The sequence below is a fragment of the Streptomyces sp. NPDC002640 genome (assembly GCF_053592575.1).
In genome coordinates this window covers 264,453-286,693 of record NZ_JBSFVZ010000003.1, presented here as the reverse complement: position 1 = coordinate 286,693, position 22,241 = coordinate 264,453, and the positions used below count along the sequence as shown (strand labels likewise).

At 74.6% G+C, this 22,241-nt stretch carries 20 protein-coding genes; 12 read left to right on the top strand and 8 right to left on the bottom strand.

The window, feature by feature from the left end:
- Positions 1-20 precede the first annotated feature (20 nt).
- Complete coding sequence (locus ACWD3O_RS05975; protein WP_451414974.1) at positions 21-1,424, bottom strand: MFS transporter; 1,404 nt, start codon at positions 1,422-1,424, stop codon at positions 21-23.
- A gap of 497 nt (positions 1,425-1,921) precedes the next feature.
- On the opposite strand from ACWD3O_RS05975, the gene ACWD3O_RS05970 reads away from it, so the two are divergent.
- The 4 genes from ACWD3O_RS05970 to ACWD3O_RS05955 all read left to right on the top strand — a co-directional run bounded on the left by ACWD3O_RS05970 (position 1,922) and on the right by ACWD3O_RS05955 (position 5,110).
- Positions 1,922-2,854, top strand: coding sequence for a DUF3027 domain-containing protein (locus ACWD3O_RS05970; protein WP_451414973.1), 933 nt, complete (start codon positions 1,922-1,924; stop codon positions 2,852-2,854).
- Between the two features lie 141 nt (positions 2,855-2,995).
- The gene (locus ACWD3O_RS05965; RefSeq protein WP_451414972.1) at positions 2,996-3,487 is read left to right on the top strand and encodes a DUF2771 domain-containing protein; all 492 of its coding nucleotides are present in this window, start codon (positions 2,996-2,998) and stop codon (positions 3,485-3,487) included.
- A gap of 19 nt (positions 3,488-3,506) precedes the next feature.
- Positions 3,507-4,250, top strand: coding sequence for a futalosine hydrolase (locus tag ACWD3O_RS05960; protein WP_451414971.1), 744 nt, complete (start codon positions 3,507-3,509; stop codon positions 4,248-4,250).
- Positions 4,247-5,110 (top strand): 1,4-dihydroxy-6-naphthoate synthase, encoded by an 864-nt coding sequence (locus ACWD3O_RS05955; RefSeq protein WP_451414970.1) that lies wholly within the window; start codon positions 4,247-4,249, stop codon positions 5,108-5,110. Before ACWD3O_RS05960 ends, ACWD3O_RS05955 begins: the two co-directional genes overlap by 4 nt.
- Positions 5,111-5,137: 27 nt before the next feature.
- On the opposite strand, the gene ACWD3O_RS05950 is transcribed toward ACWD3O_RS05955, so the two are convergent.
- Positions 5,138-5,521 (bottom strand): cold-shock protein, encoded by a 384-nt coding sequence (locus ACWD3O_RS05950; protein WP_356130014.1) that lies wholly within the window; start codon positions 5,519-5,521, stop codon positions 5,138-5,140.
- Positions 5,522-5,674: 153 nt separating this feature from the next.
- Between ACWD3O_RS05950 and ACWD3O_RS05945 the strand changes: the two genes are divergently transcribed.
- Positions 5,675-5,968: a hypothetical protein gene (locus ACWD3O_RS05945; protein ID WP_451414969.1), complete on the top strand. Its 294-nt coding sequence runs from the start codon at positions 5,675-5,677 to the stop codon at positions 5,966-5,968.
- Here ACWD3O_RS05945 and ACWD3O_RS05940 read toward each other — a convergent pair.
- Positions 5,941-6,612 (bottom strand): HAD family hydrolase, encoded by a 672-nt coding sequence (locus tag ACWD3O_RS05940; protein WP_451414968.1) that lies wholly within the window; start codon positions 6,610-6,612, stop codon positions 5,941-5,943. The two genes, ACWD3O_RS05945 and ACWD3O_RS05940, sit on opposite strands and share 28 nt — an antisense overlap.
- An 85-nt stretch (positions 6,613-6,697) precedes the next feature.
- Here ACWD3O_RS05940 and ACWD3O_RS05935 point away from each other — a divergent pair, with 85 nt between their 5' ends.
- Together ACWD3O_RS05935 and thpR are read left to right on the top strand one after the other, a co-directional pair.
- The gene (locus ACWD3O_RS05935) at positions 6,698-9,835 is read left to right on the top strand and encodes a sacsin N-terminal ATP-binding-like domain-containing protein (protein ID WP_451414967.1); all 3,138 of its coding nucleotides are present in this window, start codon (positions 6,698-6,700) and stop codon (positions 9,833-9,835) included.
- A gap of 98 nt (positions 9,836-9,933) precedes the next feature.
- The gene (gene thpR, locus ACWD3O_RS05930; protein ID WP_451414966.1) at positions 9,934-10,515 is read left to right on the top strand and encodes an RNA 2',3'-cyclic phosphodiesterase; all 582 of its coding nucleotides are present in this window, start codon (positions 9,934-9,936) and stop codon (positions 10,513-10,515) included.
- A gap of 141 nt (positions 10,516-10,656) precedes the next feature.
- Here thpR and ACWD3O_RS05925 read toward each other — a convergent pair whose 3' ends face one another.
- Both ACWD3O_RS05925 and ACWD3O_RS05920 read right to left on the bottom strand, forming a co-directional pair.
- The gene (locus ACWD3O_RS05925; RefSeq protein WP_451408424.1) at positions 10,657-11,655 is read right to left on the bottom strand and encodes an aldo/keto reductase; all 999 of its coding nucleotides are present in this window, start codon (positions 11,653-11,655) and stop codon (positions 10,657-10,659) included.
- A 50-nt stretch (positions 11,656-11,705) separates the two neighbouring features.
- On the bottom strand, positions 11,706-12,398 hold the full coding sequence (locus ACWD3O_RS05920; RefSeq protein WP_451414965.1) for a GDSL-type esterase/lipase family protein: 693 nt from the start codon (positions 12,396-12,398) through the stop codon (positions 11,706-11,708).
- Positions 12,399-12,459: 61 nt separating this feature from the next.
- Here ACWD3O_RS05920 and ACWD3O_RS05915 point away from each other — a divergent pair, with 61 nt between their 5' ends.
- Positions 12,460-13,467: a WD40 repeat domain-containing protein gene (locus tag ACWD3O_RS05915; RefSeq protein WP_451415045.1), complete on the top strand. Its 1,008-nt coding sequence runs from the start codon at positions 12,460-12,462 to the stop codon at positions 13,465-13,467.
- 96 nt (positions 13,468-13,563) lie between these two features.
- Here the strand turns inward: ACWD3O_RS05915 and ACWD3O_RS05910 are convergent, their stop codons facing one another.
- Positions 13,564-13,827 (bottom strand): DUF2530 domain-containing protein, encoded by a 264-nt coding sequence (locus ACWD3O_RS05910; RefSeq protein WP_356130000.1) that lies wholly within the window; start codon positions 13,825-13,827, stop codon positions 13,564-13,566.
- Positions 13,828-14,011: 184 nt separating this feature from the next.
- Between ACWD3O_RS05910 and ACWD3O_RS05905 the strand changes: the two genes are divergently transcribed.
- Entirely contained in the window at positions 14,012-15,463 is a 1,452-nt protein-coding gene (locus tag ACWD3O_RS05905) for an NCS2 family permease (protein ID WP_451408427.1), read from the top strand.
- Positions 15,464-15,519: 56 nt separating this feature from the next.
- Here the strand turns inward: ACWD3O_RS05905 and ACWD3O_RS05900 are convergent, their stop codons facing one another.
- Positions 15,520-15,753, bottom strand: coding sequence for a hypothetical protein (locus ACWD3O_RS05900; RefSeq protein ID WP_451408428.1), 234 nt, complete (start codon positions 15,751-15,753; stop codon positions 15,520-15,522).
- A 143-nt stretch (positions 15,754-15,896) separates the two neighbouring features.
- Between ACWD3O_RS05900 and ACWD3O_RS05895 the strand changes: the two genes are divergently transcribed.
- Positions 15,897-16,337: a MarR family winged helix-turn-helix transcriptional regulator gene (locus ACWD3O_RS05895; protein ID WP_451408429.1), complete on the top strand. Its 441-nt coding sequence runs from the start codon at positions 15,897-15,899 to the stop codon at positions 16,335-16,337.
- A 28-nt stretch (positions 16,338-16,365) separates the two neighbouring features.
- Positions 16,366-17,730 carry an MFS transporter gene (locus ACWD3O_RS05890; RefSeq protein ID WP_451414964.1) on the top strand — a complete coding sequence of 455 codons (1,365 nt, stop codon included), beginning with the start codon at positions 16,366-16,368 and terminating at the stop codon, positions 17,728-17,730.
- Positions 17,731-17,891: 161 nt separating this feature from the next.
- Here the strand turns inward: ACWD3O_RS05890 and serC are convergent, their stop codons facing one another.
- Positions 17,892-19,010, bottom strand: a complete 1,119-nt coding sequence (serC, locus tag ACWD3O_RS05885) for a phosphoserine transaminase (protein WP_451408431.1) — start codon at positions 19,008-19,010, stop codon at positions 17,892-17,894.
- A 152-nt stretch (positions 19,011-19,162) separates the two neighbouring features.
- Between serC and ACWD3O_RS05880 the strand changes: the two genes are divergently transcribed.
- Positions 19,163-22,222, top strand: coding sequence for an FAD-binding and (Fe-S)-binding domain-containing protein (locus tag ACWD3O_RS05880; RefSeq protein ID WP_451414963.1), 3,060 nt, complete (start codon positions 19,163-19,165; stop codon positions 22,220-22,222).
- Positions 22,223-22,241 lie beyond the last annotated feature (19 nt).

Here is a 22,241-nt window from a genome sequence, read left to right as displayed (position 1 = left end):
GACCCGGCGGAGGCCGACCGTCAGGCCAGGTGGCGGCCCGTCGAGCCGGCGGAGCGGAGGAGGCCGCGGGCGGTGACGGCCCAGCCGGTGCCGACGACGGCCGCGGCGACGGCGAGGCCGAGGGGGCCGACCAGCGGCAGGGAGATGCCGATGGCGCCGCCCACCACCCAGGCCATCTGCAGCGTCGTCTCGGACCGGGCGAACGCCGAGGTCCGCACCTGCTCGGGGACGTCGCGCTGGATCATCGCGTCCAGCGACAGCTTGGACAGCGCCTGGGCGAAGCCCGCGACCCCCGCGAGGACCGCCACCATCGCCGCGCCGAAGAACGCCGCCGCCAGCGCCGCCGCGAGGACGACCAGCGCGACCACCGTCACGATGATCCGCTCCGGCGCCCGCGCCCTCAGCCACGCCCCGACGGCCGTGCCCAGGGCGTTGCCCGTGCCGGCCGAGACGCCCACGACACCCATCGAGACCGCCACGGACTGCCCGCTCATCGGATGCTCGCGCAGCAGGAACGCCAGGAAAAACAGCAGGAACCCGGAGAGGATCCGCTGCGAGGCGTTCACCACCAGCCCGTGGGTGACGCCGGTGCCGACCGTGCGCAGCGCCAGCCGGGGCCGGTCCTCCGGCCGGCGCCGGTGCGGGCCGTGCAGGTGCTCGGGGTCGGCCGCGAGCAGGGCCGGTTCCTCGCCCTTCGCGGAGTCCACCTTCTTCGGCAGCGACAGCGACAGCATCGTCCCCGCGACGAAGACGGCGCACGCGGCGTAGAGCGGCCACCGGGGGCCGATCAGGTGCAGCCCCGCGCCCACCGGCGCGGCCACGCCGGTGGCCACCAGCCCGCCGAGGGTCACCCGGGAGTTGGCCTTGACCAGCGAGAACCGCCGGGGCAGCAGCCGCGGCACCACCGCGCTGCGCACCACGCCGTAGGTTCTGGAGCACACCAGCACGGCCAGCGCCGCCGGATAGAGCTGGATGCCGCCCCCGGCCACCGCCCCGGTGAGGATCAGCGCCAGCACCGCCCGCGCGCCCATCGCGCACGCCATGGCGGCCCGCCGGCCCCAGGGGATGCGGTCGATCAGCGGCCCGATGACCGGGGCGAGCAGCGCGAACGGCGCCATGGTGATCGCCAGGTACAGCGCGACCCGGCCGCGCGCCTCGTCGGTGGGGACGGAGAAGAAGACCGTGGAGGCCAGCGCCACGGTGATCAGGACGTCGCCCGCGCCGTTCACCGCGTGCAGCTCGATCAGCCTGCCGAGGCCCGACTCGCCCGCGCCGTGCGCGTGGGTGACCCGGCGGATCAGCCGGCCCACGCCGCGGAACGGCGACTTCAGCGCACGCCCGACGGCGCCGAGCGCTCCGCCGTCGCGGTCCGCTCCGCCGGTGGTCCGTCCCCGGCTCGCGCGGGACGTGCGTACGGCTGCCACTCCGTCATAGTGCCCCGCCGACGGCGGTTATGCGCTGTTCCGTCCGGGCGGTTCGGACGGTGGGGCCGGCCGCCGGACTCCCGCCACGCCCGCGCCGGACCCCCGAGGGCCCCTCGCCGGGCCTCCGTCGGACCCCGGAGGAACCCTTGCCGGGCCTCCGTCGGACCCCCGAGGAACCCATGTCGGACCCCTGCCGGACCCCTGCCGGGCCCCCGCGGGACCCCCGTCGGGGGCCCGGCGGGACCGTCCGCGGAGGATCCAGATCGCCGGAACCGCCCGCCGGTGTGGGCCGACGGCCACGGAGAAGGTAGCGTTCGGTTGCGCGCCGTGGTGGTTGTACTCGGCCGCGCGCCTGAACTTCATCCCGCAGAATGGATGACATAGGTGCGCCCGAGCGCGATCGGGCGCGGACGTCGACGCGGCCCTCCGGTCCGCTCCGTCCGCCCCGCCGCCGTATGCGCGCACCCGTGAGACGGCGTAGGAGAGAAGCGATACCTGTGAGCGCAGCGACAACGCGAAGCCGCACCCCCGACCGCCTGTGCGCCGAGGCCGTCGACCTCGCCCGCGCCGCAGCCGAGGAGACGGCCGCCCCGGGAGTCGTCGGCGAGCACGTCGGCATGGTCTCCGAGGGGGACCGGGTCGTCACGCACTTCTTCGAGTGCCGGGAACCCGGCTACCGCGGCTGGCGCTGGGCCGTCACGGTGGCCCGTGCCTCCCGCGCCAAGATCGTCACCCTGGACGAGTCGGTGCTGCTGCCGGGGCCGGACGCGCTGCTCGCCCCCGAATGGGTGCCGTGGAGCGAACGGCTGCGCCCCGGCGACCTCGGCCCGGGCGACCTGCTGCCCACCAACGCGGACGACCTGCGGCTGGAGCCCGGCTGGACCGGCGAGGACGAGCCGGCGCCGAACTCCGCGGTCTCCGACGAGATGGCCGCGCTGGTGGAGGCGGAGGACGCCGAGGTCGCGGGCGCGGGGCCGGCCGAGCTGCCGGTCTCCCCGGCGCGGGGCACGATCGCGGCGGTCGCCGAGGAACTGGGGCTGCGGCGGGCGCGGGTCCTCTCCCGGTACGGGCTGCACAGCGCGGCCGACCGCTGGGAGGACTCCTTCGGACCGAAGACGCCGATGGCGCAGGCGGCACCGGCCACCTGCGTGAGCTGCGGGTTCCTCGCCCGGGTGGGCGGCTCGCTGGGCCAGGCCTTCGGGGTCTGCGCCAACGAGTTCTCGCCCGCGGACGGACGGGTGGTGTCCCTCGGGTACGGGTGCGGGGCGCACTCGGAGGCGGCCGTCATGCCGAAGGCGCCGCGGCCGGCGCCGCCGGTGCTGGACGAGACGCGGGTCGAGTCGATGGTCCTGCACCCCGTCACCGTCCCCGGCGAGGGTTCCGTCCCCGCCACGGCCGACTCCTCCACCGAGGACCTCGGCCACTCCTGACCCACCGCCCGCCCCCGCCCCCGCCCCCGCCTGCGTCCGGGCCCGGCGGCGGCTCGTGGCGCGCGCGTCGCGGGTCCCCGGGCGGGCGGCTCGCCGACCCCGCGTGACCTTGTCGTTGCCAAGGGCAGATAGCCTTCGGGCATGACCTCGTTGCACTCCGCCGCGCGCCGCCGCCGAGCCGTCGCCGCCGTCGGCGCCGTTTCCGCCGGGCTGCTCGTCCTCACCGCCTGCGGCGACAAGCCGTCCCCTGTCGCCACCGTCACCGTGGGTTCGGACTCGGTCCACTCCGAGGCGTCCTGCTTCGACCACGGTAAGGAGATCAAGCAGGAGGAGCTGACCACCTGCCTCCAGGACAAGGACGTCCGCACCCTGCGCGTCGACCAGGACGAGACCGTCCGCTTCGGCGTGGACCCGGAGATCGCGGAAAGCCGCTGGGTGATCCTGATGAACGGCCGCCCGCTCGTCGAGGACAGCGGCCGCACCTACCGGACCATCCCGGCCAGCGTCTTCTTCAGCTCCCAGTACGGCGCCCAGGGCAACGCCACCACCGTGGCCATCCAGTCGCTCGACCCGGACGACAAGGCCAAGACCACCGGCCTGTGGACGTTCAAGCTGCAGCGCGGCGACAACTGACCGCCTGCCGGACCGACGTATGACCCGTGTGCTCGTGGCCACCGCCGTCCCCGCGGAAGGGGACGCGGTGGCCCGCGCGTTCGGCCCCGGCGCCGGGGAGTCCCGGCTGCCCGGCGGCCTGACCCTGCGCCACCTCCCCGACGGCACGGGACGGCAGACCCGGGAGGACGGCGACGGCGCCGCCCTCGACCTCCTCGCCGCCGGTGTGGGCCCCGCCCTCGCCGCCGCCTCCACCGCGACCGCGCTCACCGCGGCCGCCCTGGCCGGCGCGCCCTACGGCCTGGTCGTCTCGGCCGGCATCGGCGGCGGCTTCGCGCCCGCCGCGCCCGTCGGCTCCCTGGTGCTCGCCGACGAGATCACCGCCGCCGACCTCGGCGCGGAGACCCCCGACGGCTTCCTGCCCGTCACCGAGCTCGGCTTCGGCACCGTCACCCACCGTCCGCCGCCCGCCCTGGTCCGCGCCGCGGCCGAGGCCACCGGGGCCGCCGTGGGCCCGGTGCTCACCGCCTCCACCGTGACCGGCACCGCCGCTCGGGCGGGACTGCTGCGCACCCGTCACCCCGGCGCGCTGGCCGAGGCGATGGAGGGCTTCGGCGTCGCCGAGGCGGCCGCCGCGCACGGCGTGCCGGTGCTGGAACTCCGGGCCGTCTCCAACCCCGTCGGCCCCCGCGACCGCGCCGCCTGGCGGATCCCCGAGGCGCTGGCGGCGCTCACCACCGCCTTCGCCCGACTCGCGCCCGTCCTGAGGAGCTGGAGACCATGACCGACACCCTCCGCATCGCCTACTCGCCCTGCCCGAACGACACCTTCGTCTTCGACGCCTGGGCCCACGGCCGGATCCCCGGCGCGCCCGCCCTGGACGTCACCTTCGCGGACATCGACATCACCAACGGCATGGCCGAGCGCGGCGAGCTGGACGTGCTGAAGGTGTCGTACGCGGTGCTGCCGTACGTGCTGGACGAGTGGGCGCTGCTGCCCTGCGGCGGCGCGCTCGGCCGGGGCTGCGGCCCGCTGGTCCTCACCCGGGACGCCGCCGCCCCCGCCGACCTCGCGGGACGCACCGTCGCGGTGCCCAGCGAGCGGTCCACCGCCTACCTGCTGTTCCGGCTGTGGGCGGCCTCCGAGGTGCCCGGCGGCGTCGGCGAGATCGTGGTGATGCCGTTCCACGAGATCATGCCCGCCGTCCGCGACGGCCGGGTGGACGCCGGACTCGTCATCCACGAGGCCCGGTTCACCTACCGGAACTACGGCCTGACCAAGCTGGCCGACATGGGCGAGCACTGGGAGGCCACCACCGGCCACGCCATCCCGCTCGGCGCGATCATCGCCAGGCGGTCCCTGGGCGCGGACACGCTGAACCGCCTCGCCGACGCCGCCCGCGCCTCGGTGCGCGCCGCCTGGGCGGACCCGGAGGCGGCGCGGCCGTACGTGATGGAGCACGCGCAGGAGATGGACCCGGCCGTCGCCGACCAGCACATCGCCCTGTACGTCAACGAGTTCACCGCGGACCTCGGCGAGGAGGGGTACGCGGCGATCCGCGGCCTGCTGGACCGCGCGGCGGACCAGGGCCTCGTCCCGGCCCTCAAGCCCGACGCGTTCACCCTCCCCGCGGCGGACGTCTAGACCGGCCCAGGACAGGCCGGACCGGTCCTAGACGTCCAGGTCGTCGGCGACCGCCCGCAGCAGCGCGGCGACCTTCTTGCCCACCGCCTTGTCGGGGTAACGCCCCCGGTCCAGGCCCGGCACCATCCCCTCCAGCAGGGTGGTGAGGTCCTGGATGATCGAGGCCAGCTCGGCCGGCTTACGGCGCTGGGCCGCGGCCACGGACGGGGCGGGCTCCAGCAGGCTCACCGCGAGGGCCTGCTCGCCCCGCTGGCCCGCCACCACGCCGAACTCGACCCGCTGGCCGGGCTTGAGGGCCTCGACGCCGACGGGCAGGACCGAGGAGTGGACGAAGACGTCACCGCCGTCGTCGCGGGAGAGGAAGCCGAAGCCCTTCTCCTTGTTGAACCATTTGACCTTGCCGGTGGGCACGTCCGTCGTCCTCGTCCTCGTACTGATCGGTTGCGGTGGGGGGTGGGGGCCGACAAAGCGGCCGTTTCCCGGTTGTTCCAGGCTAAGGGGCCCCGTACCGGGGACAAGTCGTCCCCCGGCCGTTTCCCCCTGGCTGGGAACTACCCTGGTCGGGTGCGCGAACAAACACCAATGAATTCCGGCGACCGCCTGGTCCGCATCGGCGGAATCGTCTTCGTCCTCGGCGCGGTGGCCACCCTGGTCACCGTGGCGCCCCTGTTCCTGGGCACCACGCCGTTCCCCGTCCACATGTTCCTGCTGAGCATGCTGATGGGCGTGGGCTTCCTGATCGCCGCCGTCGGCGTGTTCCGGACCGCCGCCGACGGGCGCCGCGCGGCGCGCGCGGCGCGCGAGGCGGCCACCGCCCGGGCGGCGTCCGCTCAGGCGGCTTCCGGCTCCGGCAGGTAGGCCGCCAGCCAGGCGGGGAACTCCGACAGGTCCGCCAGCACCACGTCGGCGCCCGCCTCGCGCAGCTCCTCGGCCGGGCAGGGGCCGGTCGCCACCGCCACCGACAGCGCCTCGGCGCGCCGCGCGCCCAGCACGTCGCCCACGTGGTCGCCGACGTAGACCGTGGCCCCCTGCTCGCGCAGCGCGTCCGCCTTGGCCTCCGCCCACAGGCCGCCGATCACCGCGTCCGCGTCGATCCCCAGATGCGCCAGGTGCAGCCTGGCGTTGGGCTCGTACTTGGCGGTGACGACCACGGCCCGGCCGCCCGCCTCCCGCACGGCGTCCACCGCGGCCCGCGCCCCGGCCATCTCGGGCGTCGCCGCGACCGCGTACCGCGGGTACATCGACCGGTACAGGTCGGCGACCTCCGCGATCCGCTCCTCGGGAAACCAGTACGCCAGCTCCGTCTCCAGCGGGGGCCCCAGGCGGGTCACCGCCAGATCCGCGTCGACGAACGTCCCGGTGCGCTCCGCGAGCGCCGTGTAGCAGGCGTGGATGCCCGGCCGGGAGTCGATCAGGGTCATGTCGAGGTCGAAGCCGACCGTCACGGTCGGCCGGGTCGTCGGCGGGGTCGTCGTCGGGGTCGTCGTCCGGTTCGTGTTCACCCCGCCATCCTGCAGGTACCCGGTGACGGGCAGGTGAACGGGTTCACGTCGTGGACCGCCCCGCCGTGGCGTTAGCCTCCTTCCCGTGAACGTGACGAGCACCGACCCCGGAGCCCCGGACCCGTTCGGCACGGCGCGCCTCCGCCGCGCCGTCCTGGACACCTGGACCACCGCCCCTCCCCGCTTCCGTGAGGACGCCAACGCCGAGGAGGACCTGGTCCTCGGCGGCTACCGCGACCGACTGGTCGTCGAGCTCGCCCAGAACGCCGCCGACGCCGCCGCCCGCGCCGGCGCGCCCGGCCGTCTCCGCCTCACCCTGCGCGACGGCGTGCTGGTCGCCGCCAACACCGGCGCCCCGCTGGACGCGGCCGGTGTGGAGTCGCTCTCCACCCTCCGCGCCTCCGCCAAACGCGGGACCGACACCGCCGTCGGCCGCTTCGGCGTCGGCTTCGCCGCGGTGCTCGCGGTCACCGACGAGCCCGCCGTGGTCTCCCGCCACGGCGGCGTCCGCTGGTCCCTCGCCGAGTCCCGCGACCTCGCCACCGCCGAGGCCGGCGCCCAGGGCAGCGCGGGCCTCGCCGAGGAGATCCGCCGCCGCGACGGCCACGTCCCGGTGCTGCGCCTGCCCCTCCCGGCCGAGGGCACCGCCCCCGACCCGTACGACACCGCCGTGATCCTCCCGCTGCGGGACCCCGCAGCCGAGGCCCTGGCCACGCGGCTGCTGGACGCCGTGGACGACGCTCTGCTGCTCGCCCTGCCGGGGCTCGCGGAGGTCGTCGTCGAGACCGACGGGGAGCCGCCGCGGGTGCTGAGCCGCCGCGCCGAGGGCGACCGGGTGGTCGTGGAGGACTCCCGGTCCGGCGCCGCCACCGTCTGGCGGGTCGTCGCCGACCACGGCGGACTGGACGAGCGGCTGCTCGCCGACCGCCCCGTCGAGGAACGCCTGCGCCCGCACTGGTCGGTGACCTGGGCCGTCCCGGTCGACGAGGCCGGCGCGCCCGCCCGCCCCCGCACCCGGGCCGTCGTGCACGCGCCGACGCCGAGCGACGAGCCGCTGGGCGTCCCGGCCCTGCTGATCGCCACCTTCCCGCTGGACACCACCCGGCGCCACGTCGCCCCCGGGCCGCTCACCGACTTCCTGGTGGACCGCGCCGCCGCCCTCTACACCGACCTGCTCGCCGCCTGGCGTCCGGTCGGCGAGGGCCTGATCTCCCTGGTCCCCGGCCCGCTCGGCAGGAGCGAGCTGGACGGCGCGCTGCGCGCCGCCGTCCTGGAGCGCCTGCCCCGCACGCCCTTCCTGCCGCCCGCCCTCCCGCCGCGCGGCGACGGCTCCGACAGCGACCTCCCCGAGGCGTTGCGTCCCCGGGACGCGGAAGTCGTCGAGGGCGCGGGCGCGGAGACCGTCCGGGTCCTCGCCGAGGTGCTGCCCACCCTGCTGCCCGCCGGGCTGGAGCGCCGTACCGAGCTGCGGTCGCTGGGCGTCGCCCGGATCGCGCTGACCGAGGCGGTGGACCGGCTGGCCGGGCTGGAGAAGTCCCCCGCGTGGTGGCGCCGGCTCTACGACAGCCTGCTGGGCGTCGACCCGGACCGGCTCACCGGCCTGCCGGTGCCGCTGGCCGGGGGCGGGCGGACGGTCATCGGGCCGCGCCAGGTGCTGCTGCCCACCCCCGACGGTCCGCGCGTCGCCCCGGAACTCCTCGGCCGCCTCGGGCTCAAGGTCGCCCACCCGGACGCCGCCCATCCCCTGCTGGAGAAGCTGGGCGCGCTGCCCGCCACCGCCCGCTCCGTCCTCACCACCGGCCAGGTCCGGGCCGCCGTCGCGGCCTCGCTGGACGACGAGGGCGCCGGCTGGGACGAGGACGCCCTGGACCCCGACGAACTCGCCGACCTGGTCCTCACCCTGGTCCGCGACGCCGCCCTGGAGCCCGGCGAGGAGCCCTGGCTGGGTGCCCTGGCGCTGCCCGACGAGGACGGCGAGCTCGCCCCCGCCGGTGAACTCCTCTTCCCCGGCAGCGCCTTCGCCCGCGTCGTCCGCGAGGGCGAACTCCTCGCCGTCGACCAGGAGCTGGCCGACCGCTGGGGCGAGGAGACCCTCGCCGCGTGCGGCGTGCTGGCCGGCTTCGCCCTGGTCCGCGCGCACGACGTCGTCCTCGACCCGGACGAACTCGAGCCGCGCGACGGGGACTTCGCCGAGCCGGACGACGCGGGCCTGCTGGACGCGGTCGACGTGTGGTGCGAGGACGTCCTGGACCGGTTCCCCGGCACCCCCGTGCCGCCGGTCGCCACCGAGCTGGTCGCCGTCCGCGACCTGGAACTGGTCGACGACGACCACTGGCCCGAGGCGCTCGCCCTGCTGTCCCGCCCGCCGCTGCGCGACGCCCTGACCCAGCCGGTGCGGGTGCTGATGCCGGACGGCACCCACGAGACCGTGCGCCCGTACACCGCCTGGTGGCTGCGCGGGCATCCGGTGCTGGACGGCCGCCGCCCGGCCGGCCTGCTCGCCGCCGGGGGCGACCCGCTGCTGCGCGGCCTCTACGACGAGGCGGACGCCACCGGCTTCGACGACGCCCAGGTCCTGCGCGCCCTCGGGGTGCGCACCACGGTGGCCGCGCTGCTCGACGAGCCGGGCGGCCCCGCCGAACTGCTCGACCGCCTCGCCGACCCGGACCGCCGGGTGACGTCGGCCCAGCTCCACGGCCTGTACAGCGCGCTCGCCGAGCTCGACCCCGAGCGGGTGGGGCTGCTGCCGGACGAGCTGCGCGCGGTGGTGGACGGCCGGGTGGAGGTCGTGGACGCCGCCTACGCGGTGGTCGCGGACGCGCCCGACCTGCTGCCGCTGATCGCCGGGACCCCGCTGCTGCCGGTGCGGCCGGGCCTGGCCGCCGGTCTCTCGGAGCTCTTCCAGGTACGCCGCCTCGGCGACACGGTCCCCGGCACGGTCACCTCCCTGGGCGTGGAGCACGAGGTCCCGGAGGCGGTGCGGGCGCTGCTGGGCCCGGCCGTGCCGGAGTCGTACGTGGAGCACGAGGAGCTGGTGGTCGACGGGACCGAGCTGGACTGGCGGTTCACCTCCGACGGGACCGTCCACGCGGCCACCCTGGAGGGCGTCGCCGCCGGGCTCGCCTGGGCGGCCCGCCAGTGGCCGCGGCGCTTCGAGGTCGCCGCCCTGCTGGAGGACCCGACCCGCACCGAGGAACTGGCCACGGCACGCTGGTTCGACTGACCGGGAGGCGCCGCGGGACCGGGAGGCGCCGCGGAAGCGGGCGGCTCGCCGGAGAAAGCGGATGGCGCCCGGGCCGCCCGCGCCGTCACCCTGGTGCCATGCGCCTCTTCGCCGCCGTGCTCCCCCCGCAGGACGTGATCCAGGACCTCGCGGAGGCCGTGGCCCCGCTCAGGGAGCTGCCCGCCGGGCGGGACCTGCGCTGGACCACCCCCCGGAACTGGCACCTGACCCTCGCCTTCTACGGGGAGGTCGACGAGGAGCTGCTGCCCGCCCTGCGCGAGCGGCTGGCCCGCGCGGCGGCGCACACCGGGCCGTTCGCGCTGGCCCTGGGCGGCGCGGGCCAGTTCGGCCGGGGCCGCGCGGTCTGGGCCGGGGTGCGGGGCGACGTGCGGGACCTGCGGTTCCTGGCCTCGCGCACCGAGGCCGCCGCCCGCAAGGCCGGCGTCGGCATGGAGGACCACCGGCGGTACCGCCCGCACCTCTCCCTCGCCCGCTCCGGCCGCGGCTCCGTCCCGCCGGACGTCCGGCCGCTGCTGGACGCCCTGGACGGCTACCGGGGCCGTTCCTGGACCGTCGACGAGCTGGCCCTGGTCCGCAGCCGGCTGCCGCGCTCGGGGATCCCCGGCGAGCAGCCGCGCTACGAGACGGTCGCCCGCTGGCCGCTGGACGCGTCCGGTTAACCTCGATGGCGTGGATTCCAAGACCCGTAACCGGATCATGGCCGGTGTGCTCGTACTGATGTTCGTCGTCGTCGCCCTCGCCTCGGCCGTCGGCCGGTAGGCCGGCCCACGGCCCACGGCCGACGGCCGAGGCTCAGGGGATCACCAGGCGAACGCCTCCGGGGTCGGGCCCGGGCCGGGGAAGATCTCCTCCAGCCCGTCCAGCACCTCCTCGCCGAGCTCCAGCTCGATCGCCCGCAGCGCCGACTCGAGCTGGTCGATGGTGCGCGGGCCGACGATCGGACCGGTGACGCCGGGCCGGGTCAGCAGCCAGGCCAGCGCCGCCTCGCCCGGCTCGATGCCGTGCTTGTCGAGCAGGTCCTCGTACGCCTGCACCTTGTCCCGCATGGCCGTGTTGGCCAGCGCGTCGGCGGAGCGGCCGCTCGCCCGCCGCCTGCCCTCGCTCTCCTTCTTCAGCACGCCGCCCAGCAGACCGCCGTGCAGCGGCGACCAGGGGATCACGCCCAGCCCGTAGTCGCGGGCGGCCGGGATCACCTCCATCTCGGCGCGGCGCTCGACCAGGTTGTAGAGGCACTGCTCGCTGACCAGGCCGATGGTGGTGCCGCCGCCGCGGCGCGAGGCGACCTCGTTGGCCTGGGCGATCTTGAAGCCGGGGAAGTTGGAGGACCCGACGTAGAGGACCTTGCCCTGCTGGACCAGGACGTCCATCGCCTGCCAGATCTCCTCGAACGGCGTCCGGCGGTCGATGTGGTGGAACTGGTACAGGTCGATGTAGTCGGTGTTCAGCCGCTTGAGGCTGGCGTCCACGGCCCGGCGGATGTTCAGCGCGGAGAGCCGGTCGTGGTTGGGCCAGGGCCTCTCGTCGGCGCTCATGTTGCCGTAGACCTTGGTGGCCAGCACCACCTTGTCGCGGCGGTCCCCGCCCTTGGCGAACCAGCTGCCGATGATCGACTCGGTGCGGCCCTTGTTCTCGCCCCACCCGTACACGTTGGCCGTGTCGAAGAAGTTGATCCCGGCGTCCAGCGCCGCGTCCATGATCGCGTGGCTGTCGGCCTCGTCGGTCTGCGGTCCGAAGTTCATGGTCCCGAGGACCAGCCGGCTGACCTTGAGACCCGTGCGTCCCAGCTGTGTGTACTTCATGGTCCCCCAGCCAACTCCCTGACGGGGCGTGGGGCAAGAGGGACTCGGCGTCACTCCGGGACGGGCTCGTACCGCTCTCCCAGCTCCCACGCCTCGTACATGGTGTCGGCGAAGGTCGCCGCCAGCTTGTGTTCGCCCGCGGCGTTGGGGTGGGTGCCGTCGTAGGTGTCGTGGTCGATGTCCCAGCCGGGCGGGACGGGGGCGAGCAGGACGGGGGAGGGATCGGTGTGCAGCTCGGCGACCTCCTTGGCGAGGAGCTCGTTGAAGCGGGCCACCTCGCGGGCGAAGTCCTCGTCCCCGGCGGCGCGGACGTTGGGGATGACCGGGAGCATCACCATCCGCACCCCCGGCCGGGCCTCGCGCGCGTCGATCACGAAGCGGCGGACGTTGTCGGCCGTCTGCCGGGCGTTGGTGTAGAAGCCGAGGTCGATCAGGCCCAGCGAGATCAGCAGCACGTCGGCCCGGTGCGCGCGGACGGCGTCGCCGATCAGCGGCAGCATGTGGTGCCACCCCTCGCCCCAGCCGGCCAGGTGGGCCCGGGGGAACGCCGGGTCGACACCGGGCGCGTACGCGTACGAGTCGGGGCCGTCGGTGACCGGGTCGTGGAGCGCCTCGCGGGGCCCGACGATCCGGAAGGGGGCGTCCAGCGTGGCCCGCAGGTGCTGCCACATGCGGTAGCGCCAGGTGTGCTCCCCCGCGCTGCCGATCGTCATGGAGTCCCCGACGGGCATGAACCTGAGCATCCGATCATGATGCCCCGTTCCCGGCCCACGACGCGACGTGAGGGGGGACACTGGGCGCATGCTGCGTCGATCGCTCGCGTCCCGCGCCGGGGCCGTCGTCCTGGCCGCCGCCTGCGGGGCGGTCGGCCCCGCCGGTGCCGCGCCCGCCGCGGCGGAGGAGACGGACGGGGGCTTCACCCTCCAGGACCCGCGGATCACCGAGTCCAGCGGCCTGGCCGCCTCCCGCCGCCATCCGGGGATCTACTGGACGCACAACGACAGCGACGACGGCTCCCGGGTCTTCGCCGTGGACGGCCGCACGGGCCGCACGGTGGCCACCGTCACGCTCGCGGGGGTCGGGCAGGCGCGGGACGTGGAGGCGGTGTCGGTCGGCCCGGACGGGCGGGTGTACGTCGGGGACATCGGCGACAACTTCGACGGCGGATGGGACCACGTCTGGATCTACGCCTTCCCCGAGCCGAAGGAGCTGCGGGACGCCACGGTGCGGGCCACGCAGTACGTGGTGCGGTACGAGGGCGGGGCGCGGGACGCCGAGTCGCTGGCCGTCCACCCCCGGACCGGGCGGGTCTACATCGTCGACAAGCGGCGCGACGGGGACGGGCGGCTCTTCGCCGGACCGGAGCGGCTGTCCGCGTCGGGGGTGAACGTCTTCCGGCCGGTGGCCGAGGTGGGGGTGTGGGCGACGGACGCGGCGTTCTCGCCGGACGGGTCGCTGCTGGCGGTGCGGGGCTACCTGGAGGGCGTCCTGCTGGACTGGAACGCGGGGCGGCCCGAGGAGCGGGAGCGCCTGTCGCCGCCGTTCCAGGGACAGGGGGAGTCGCTCGCGTTCACCGCGGACGGGACGCGGCTGCTGTTCGGCAGCGAGGGGGAGCGCAGCCGGGTGGTGGCCCGGCCCGCGCCGCGGGGGGCCGGACCCGACGCGTCCGGCCGGCCCGCGCCGTCCCCGGCGGAGGGCGCTCCCGCCGGGACCGCGCCCGGCGGTTCCGGCGGTATCACCCTCGGTGGCGTGGCGCTGATCGCCGTGGTCGTCGGGCTCTGGGCCGCCGCCCGCCGTCGCCGCACCGGCTGACCCGGCCACCCGGCCACCCGGGGTACGCCGCCCGGACCGTGCCGGTTGCGCCGTGGCGGACGGGGCGTCAGCGTGGGGGAGGTGGCGTGAATTGGGTCACGGAGCGGGGTGGCGCTCCGCCGCGGCGCGCCGGAGCGCGGCATCGCGTTTGCGGACGTACCAGATGCCGATCAGGCCGAGCCCGCCGCCGGCCAGGCACGTCCAGACCCACCACGCGTGCCCGTTGTCGTCGAACCAGCCGTAGAAGGGGAGTTGGACGAGGAAGAGGACGAACCACAGGATCGTGCCGCCGGTGATGGTGGCTACCACGGGCCCCTCCAGGGGCTCCGGCGCCTCGTGCTTGGGGGTCCACTTCGCCATGGCGTCAGTCTACGAGGCACCTCGCACCCGCTTTCGACCTTCCTCACCTGCATGCCCGGAGATTCGCTAACGCGAGGTTTATATGTTCATACTGTTGGAGACACCGCCTGGCTGATATGCGTCGTAGAAACCTACGAGAGCCGCCGGACGGACCCCCAGCCCCCATGCACATCTGAGGTCCCGTATGTCCACCTCGGCCACCGCCACGGCCACCGCGCCCGAGCAGCCGGGCCAGCAGCCCCGGTTCGGCGCCCTCGACCGCTTCTTCAAGATCTCCGAGCGGGGCAGCACCCTGTCCCGTGAGGTCCGCGGCGGCTTCGCCACCTTCTTCGCGATGGCGTACATCATCGTGCTGAACCCGATCATCCTGGGCAGCGCGAAGGACATGTACGGGAACCAGCTGGACAACGCCCAGCTGGTGACCGCGACCGCGCTCTCCGCGGCCTTCTCCACCCTCCTGATGGGCGTCATCGGCAACGTCCCGATCGCCCTCGCCGCGGGCCTCGGCGTCAACACCGTGGTCGCCCTGCAGCTCGCGCCGCGGATGTCGTGGCCGGACGCCATGGGCATGGTCGTGCTGGCCGGTTTCGTGGTGATGCTGCTGGTCGCCTCGGGTCTGCGGGAACGCGTCATGAACGCCGTGCCGTTCGGGCTGCGCAAGGCGATCGCCATCGGCATCGGCCTGTTCGTGCTGCTGCTCGGTCTGGTCGACTCCGGCTTCGTCACCCGGATGCCGGACGCCGCGAACACCACCGTCCCGCTGCAGCTCGGTGTCGGCAACCAGCTCCTCGGCTGGCCGGTCCTGGTCTTCGTCCTGGGCGTGCTGCTCACCTTCGCGCTGATGATCCGCAAGGTGCCCGGCGCCATCCTGATCTCGATCGTCGCGATGACCGTGGTCGCGATGGTCATCCACGCCGTCGCCGACGTGAAGAGCTGGGGCCTGACCACGCCCGAGTGGCCCGGCAACCCCTTCGCCGCCCCCGACTTCAGCCTGGTCGGTCAGGTCAGCCTCTTCGGCGGCTTCGAGAAGGTCGGCATCCTCACCGGCGTGCTCTTCGTCTTCACCGTCCTGCTGTCCTGCTTCTTCGACGCCATGGGCACGATCATGGGCATCAGCGACGAGGCGAAGCTGACCGACGCCCAGGGCCAGATGCCCGGCATGAACAAGGTGCTGTTCATCGACGGCATCGCGGTCGCCGCCGGCGGCGCCACCTCCTCCTCGGCCACCACCTGCTTCGTGGAGTCCACCGCCGGTGTCGGCGAGGGCGCCCGCACCGGTTTCGCCAACGTGGTCAGCGGCGCTCTCTTCGCCGTCGCGCTCTTCCTGACCCCGGTCGCCACCATGGTGCCCTCGCAGGCCGCCACCCCGGCGCTGGTCGCCGTCGGCTTCCTGATCCTGGCGGGCAACATCAAGGAGATCGACTGGAGCGACTGGTCGATCGCGATCCCGGCCTTCATCACCATGCTGGCGATGCCGTTCACCTTCTCCATCACCACCGGCATCGGCCTGGGCTTCATCACCTTCGCGGTGCTGCGCCTGGCGACCGGCCGCGCCAAGGGCGTCCCGGCGGCGATGTGGGCGGTCTCGGCGGTCTTCGTCTTCTACTACCTGATGCCGGCCCTCGGCCTCGCCTGATCCACCTGCTCCACCCCGGGCGGCCCAGGTGCATCGCCTGGCGGCCCCCGGACCGGCTACGGCCCCGCGTTCCCGTGCGCGGGGCCGTAGCCGTACAACTTCTCCGTCTCCTCGACCGCGGCGCGGAACCGCCGGTCGAAGTCGTCCCTCACGAGCGTCCGGACCACGTAGTCCTGGACGCTCATTCCGCTTCTCGCCGCGTGTGTGCGGAGACGGTCGAGCAGGTCCCCGTCGACACGCAGGCTGAGCACACCGGAGTCGGTGCTGCCCGTCGACCGCGTCGTCTGCATGGGGACGAGAGTCGCGCCGGCTCCCCGAAGGTGTCTCGTTCACATGGCCGGGACCACTCGATCGGGTGATCTCGCACACCCTCCTGCCGTCAACCGCCCCCTCGGGTGTTCCTTAGGTTGAGTAATGAGTTACGCTAAGGAACATGCTGGACCTCACCCACGGCGACGACGCGGACGCCGTGAACGACCTGCGCTCCGCCGTGATGCGCCTGGCCCGTCGGCTCAAGCACCAGCGGGTGGACGAGTCGCTGAGCCCCACCGAGATGTCGGTGCTCGGCACGCTCGCCCGGTGCGGCCGGGCCACCCCCGGCGAGCTGGCCCGCAAGGAGCACGTGCAGCCGCCGTCCATGACCCGCATCGTCGCCCTGCTCGAGGCGAAGGGGCTGGTCCGTCTGGAGCCGCATCCGGACGACCGCCGGCAGAAGGTCGTCTCCCAGACCGACGCGGCCGAGGCGATGCTCGAGGAGAGCCGCCGCAAGAGGAACGCGTTCCTCGCGTCGCTGGTGGACGAGGGACTCGACGAGGAGGAATGGGCGAAGCTCCGTGCCGCGGCGCCGGTGCTGGAGAAGCTCGCCCATCTGTGAGCAGGACGCCATAAGGAGGCGAGACCTTTTGAGTTCGGGATCCGGAGCAGACTCCGCCCCCGCACCGATCGCACCCCGACCCCACCGCACCACCCCCCGTGAGCCCCGCCGGGGCTCCATGTTCAGTTCGCTCCGGATCAGGAACTACCGGCTCTTCTTCGCCGGCCAGGTCGTCTCCAACATCGGCACCTGGATGCAGCGCATCGCCCAGGACTGGCTGGTGCTGAGCCTCACCGGCTCGTCCACCGCCGTCGGCATCACCACGGCCCTGCAGTTCCTGCCCATGCTGCTCTTCGGCCTCTACGGCGGCCTGCTGGTCGACCGGCTGCCCAAGCGGCCCACCCTGCTCGTCACCCAGTCCTCCATGGCCGTCACCGGCCTCGGCCTCGCCGCGCTCGTGCTGAGCGGACACGTCGAGGTGTGGCACGTCTACCTGGCCGCCTTCCTGGTCGGCATGGCCACCGTGGTGGACAACCCGGCGCGGCAGACCTTCGTCTCCGAGATGGTCGGCCCCGGCCAGCTCCAGAACGCGGTCGGCCTCAACTCCGCCAACTTCCAGTCCGCCCGCCTGGTCGGGCCCGCCGTGGCCGGTGTGCTGATCACCGGCATGGGCACGGGCTGGGCGTTCCTGATCAACGGCCTCTCGTTCGCCGCGCCCATCGCGGGCCTGCTGATGATGCGGGACCGGGAACTCCACCCGGTGGAGCGGGCGCCGCGCGCCAAGGGCCAGCTGCGCGAGGGCATCCGCTACGTCTCCGGGCGGCCGCACCTGTACTGGACGATCGTCCTGATCGGCTTCGTCGGGGCCTTCGGCTTCAACTTCCCCGTCGTCCTGTCCGCCTTCGCCGACGACGTCTTCCACACCGGGGCGGGCGGCTACTCGCTGTTCAACACGCTGATCGCCGTCGGCTCGCTGGTCGGCGCGCTGCTCGCCGCCCGGCGCGGCCACGCCCGGCTGCGGCTGCTGATCGCGGCGGCGCTCGCCTTCGGCGTGCTGGAGGTGGCGGCGGCGCTCAGCCCCGAGATGTGGATGTTCGCGGTGCTGCTGGTGCCGATCGGCGCGTTCAGCATGACGGTGAACGTCACCGCCAACACCGGCATCCAGATGGCGACCGAGCCGGCGATGCGGGGGCGGGTGATGTCGCTCTTCATGATGGTCTTCCTGGGCGGCACGCCGATCGGGGCGCCGCTCGCGGGATGGGCCACGGACGTCTACGGGCCGCGCGCCGGATTCGCGGTGTGCGGGGCGGTGGCCGCGGTCTCCGCGGTCGCCGTGGGCATCGCCCTGGCCCGCGTCGGGCACCTCCGCCTCTCCGTCACCTGGCGGGGCGCCCACCCGAGGCTCCACGTGATCCCCCGCGACCGGGAGGTTCAGCCGGCCCCGGCCGGCTGAACCCGCCCGGGGGACGCGCGGGCCCCGTCGGGGCGGCGCGGAAGCCCTGGCGGGCGGCGCGTGAGGAAGCGGCGCACGGGAAGCGACGCACGGGAAACGGCGCCGCGTTCGGTCGGAACGCGGCGCCGTCTCGTCGTGGACCTACGAGGGTCCGGGGCGGATCAGAGGTGGTCGATGACGTGGTCGACGCAGGCGGTGAGCGCCGCGACGTCGGCGGGGTCGATCGCCGGGAACATCGCCACCCGCAGCTGGTTGCGGCCCAGCTTCCGGTACGGCTCCGTGTCCACGATGCCGTTGGCGCGCAGCGCCTTCGCCACGGCCGCCGCGTCGATCTCCTCGGCGAAGTCGATCGTGCCGATGACCTGCGAACGCTTCGCCGGGTCCGTCACGAACGGCGTCGCGTACTTCGACGCCTCCGCCCACCCGTACAGCGTCCGCGAGGACTCCGCCGTGCGGGAGACGGCCCAGTCCAGGCCGCCCTGGCCGTTGATCCACTCGAGCTGCTCGTTCAGCAGGAAGAGGGTGGACAGCGCCGGCGTGTTGTACGTCTGGTTCTTGCGGGAGTTGTCGATCGCCGTCGGCAGCGAGAAGAACTCCGGGACGTGGCGGCCGGAGGCGTGGATCCGCTCGGCGCGCTCGATCGCCGCCGGGGAGAACACGCCGATCCACAGGCCGCCGTCGGAGGCGAAGGACTTCTGCGGGGCGAAGTAGTAGACGTCGGTCTCGGAGACGTCGACCGGCAGACCGCCCGCGCCGCTGGTCGCGTCGACCAGCACCAGCGCGCCCTCGTCCGCGCCCGCCACCCGGCGGATCGGCATGGCGACACCGGTGGAGGTCTCGTTGTGGGTGAAGGCGTAGACGTCGACACCCGGCTCGGCCTTGGCTTCGGGGTGGTCGCCCGGCTCCGCGGAGACCAGCGTCGGGTCGCCGAGCCACGGGGCGAGCTTGGAGGCCTTGGCGAACTTGGAGGAGAACTCGCCGAAGGTGAGGTGCTGCGAACGGTTCTCGATCAGACCGTGCGTCGCCACGTCCCAGAACGCGGTGGAGCCGCCGTTGCCGAGGACCACCTCGTAACCCTCGGGGAGCGAGAACAGCTCGCGGATGCCTTCCCGCACCTTGCCGACCAGGTTCTTGACCGGGGCCTGGCGGTGGGAGGTGCCGAGCAGGGAGGTACCGGTCGCGGCGAGAGCGTTCAGCGCCTCCGTCCGCACCTTGGAGGGGCCAGCGCCGAATCGTCCGTCGGCGGGCTTGATGTCAGCGGGAATCTGGATCTCAGCCACGTGCGCGAGCGTAGCCGTTCGCGAAACCCGGACGAAACGCGGTCCGGCCGCTGAGACGCCGTGTCCACGCCCGACGGTGCCGTGTCCGCGTTCTGACGGAGGGTCCGGCACCCGCGCCTGCCGGGGCCGTCCGCGCGGGGCATGCTGGGGGGATGCACGCTTCGGGAACCGGGGACACGCACGCTCTGGAGACGGCGCTGCGCGCCGCGGTCCGCGGCGAGGTCGCATTCGACGCGACGGCCCGCGCGCTGACCACCATGGACGCCTCCAACTACCGGCGGGTGCCGCTGGGCGTGGTCGCCCCGCGCGACGCCGACGACGTGGCGGCGGTGCTGGAGGTGTGCCGGGAGCACGGCGTCCCGGTGGTGCCGCGCGGCGGCGGGACCTCCATCGCGGGGCAGGCTACCGGCACCGGCGTGGTGCTCGACCTCACCCGGCACATGAACCGCCTGGTGTCGGTGGACGCGGAGGCCCGCACCGCCGTCGTGCAGCCGGGGCTGGTGCTGGACCGGCTGCAGGAGGCCGCCGCCCCGCACGGCCTGCGGTTCGGGCCCGACCCCTCCACCCACGGCCGGTGCACGCTGGGCGGAATGGTCGGCAACAACTCCTGCGGCTCCCACTCCGTGGCCTGGGGGACGACGGCGGACAACGTCGAGTCGCTGACGGTGCTCACCGCGCGCGGCGCCCGGCTCCGCCTCGGCCGCGGCCGGCGCGGCGCGCCGGACGGCCTGATGGACCTGGTCGACGCCGAACTGGCCCTGCTGCGGACCGGGTTCGCGACCGGGCCGCCGCGCCGGATCTCCGGCTACGCGCTGGACGCGCTGCTGCCGGAGCGCGGCGGCGACGTGGCCCGGTCGTTCTGCGGCTCCGAGGGCACCCTCGGGGTGCTGACGGAGGCCACGGTGCGCCTGGTGGAGTCGCCGCCGGCCCGCGCGCTGGCGGTGCTCGGCTACGCCGACGAGTCGGCCGCCGCGCAGGCCGCCGCAAGCCTCCTGCCGCACCGCCCGCTCACCGTGGAGGGCATGGCCACCGATCTGGTGCCGTCCGCCGAGGGGCTGCCGCGGGGCGGGGCCTGGCTGTTCGTGGAGACCGGCGGGGCCAACGGGACCGAGGCGCGGGCCCGCGCCGAGCGGATCGTGCGGGCGGCCGACGTGCTCGACGCGCTGGTGGTCACCGACCCGGCCGCGCAGCGCGCCCTGTGGCGCATCCGCGAGGACGCCTCCGGCACCGCCACCCGGATGCCGGACGGCACGGAGGCCTGGCCCGGCTGGGAGGACTGCGCGGTGCCGCCCGCGCGCCTGGGCGCCTACCTGCGGGACTTCCGCCGCCTGATGGCCGAGCACGGCCTGCGCGGCATCCCGTACGGGCACTTCGGGGACGGCTGCGTCCACGTCCGCGTCGACTTCGACCTGCTGACGGAGCGGGGCGTCGCGCGCTACCGCCGGTTCTCCGAGGAACTGGCGGACCTGGTGGTCGCGCACGGCGGCTCGCTCTCCGGGGAGCACGGCGACGGGATGGCGCGGGCCGAGCTGCTGGAGCGGATGTACGGGGCGGAGGCGGTGCGTTTGTTCGAGCGGGCCAAGGGCGTGTGGGACCCGGACGGCCTGCTCAACCCGGGTGTCCTGGTCCGCCCGGAACCGCTGGACGCCAACCTCCGGTTCGCCGTGCTGCCCCGCGAGCCGGTCGACGTGGAGTTCGGCTACCCCGCCGACAACGGCGACTTCCGCGCGGCCGTGCGGCGCTGCGTGGGTGTCGCCAAGTGCCGCACCACCACGGTGGCGGGGAGCGGGGTGATGTGCCCGTCGTTCCGGGCGACCGAGGCGGAGGAGCACTCCACCCGGGGCCGGGCGCGGCTGCTCCACGAGATGCTGGCCGGCGAGGTGATCACCGACGGGTGGCGGTCCGAGGAGGTCCGCGACGCGCTGGACCTCTGCCTGTCCTGCAAGGGGTGCCGCAGCGACTGCCCGGTGGGCGTCGACATGGCCACCTACAAGGCGGAGTTCCTGCACCACCACTACGCGGGACGGCGCCGGCCGGCCGCGCACTACGCCCTGGGGTGGCTGCCGGTGTGGCTGCGGGCGGTGGCCCGGACGCGGCTGGCGGGGGTGGTCAACGCGCTGGCCTCGGTGCGGCCGCTGGCGGCGGCGGGCAAGCGGCTCGCGGGGGTGGCGCCGGAGCGGCCCGTCCCGCGCCTCGCCACCGAGACGTTCACCCGATGGTGGGGCAGGCGCACGGGGGGTGGGGTTCACCCGCGGGGGGTGTGGACGGGGAGCCCTCGGAGGGACGGCGTTCACCCTGAGGGGGTGTGGAAGGGGGAGTACGCGCGAGAAGGCGTTCACCCCCAGGGGTTGTGGAAGGGGGAGTCTGCGCGGGACGGCGTTCACCCCGGCGAGGGGCGGACCGTCGTGCTCTGGCCCGACACCTTCACGGACCACCTCTCGCCCTCCGTCGGCCGGTCCGCCGTACGGGTGCTGGAGGCCGCCGGGCTGACGGTGGTCCTGCCGCCGGTGACCCGGCCGGGCGGCCCGCGGATCGCCGACGGCCGGACCACCGGCCCCGGCGGCGCCCTCGCCGTCCTGACCACCGCCGTCCGCCGCCGCGGCAGGGTCTGCTGCGGCCTCACCTACCTCTCCACCGGCCAGCTCGACCGGGCCCGCACGGTGCTCCGCCGCACCCTCGACCTGATGGAACCGGTGCTCGACGCCGGCCTCCCCGTCGTGGTCCTCGAACCGAGCTGCGGGGCCGCGCTCCGCAGCGACCTGCCCGAGCTGCTGGCCGACGACCCGCGCGCCGAGCGGCTGGCCGCCGCCGTGGTCACCTTCGCCGAGGCCCTGGAGCGGTACGCCCCCGACTGGACGCCGCCCCGCCTGGACCGCCCGGTGGCCGGCCAGACCCACTGCCACCAGCACGCCGTCCTCGGTGACGCCGCCGACCGCCGGCTGCGGGAGGCGGCGGGCCTCACCGGCGACCTCTCCGGCGGCTGCTGCGGCCTGGCCGGCAACTTCGGTTTCGAGCGCGGCCACCACGAGGTGTCCGTCGCCTGCGCCGAGGACCAGCTGCTGCCCGCCGTCCGCGCCGCCGGGGAGGACGCCGTGCTGCTCGCCGACGGCTACTCCTGCCGCACCCAGCTGGACCACCTGGCGGGTGAGCGCGCCCGCCACCTGGCGGAGGTCCTGGACCAGGCACTGGACCAGGCGCCGCGTAAGGACTGAAACGGTTTTACGCAGCTGA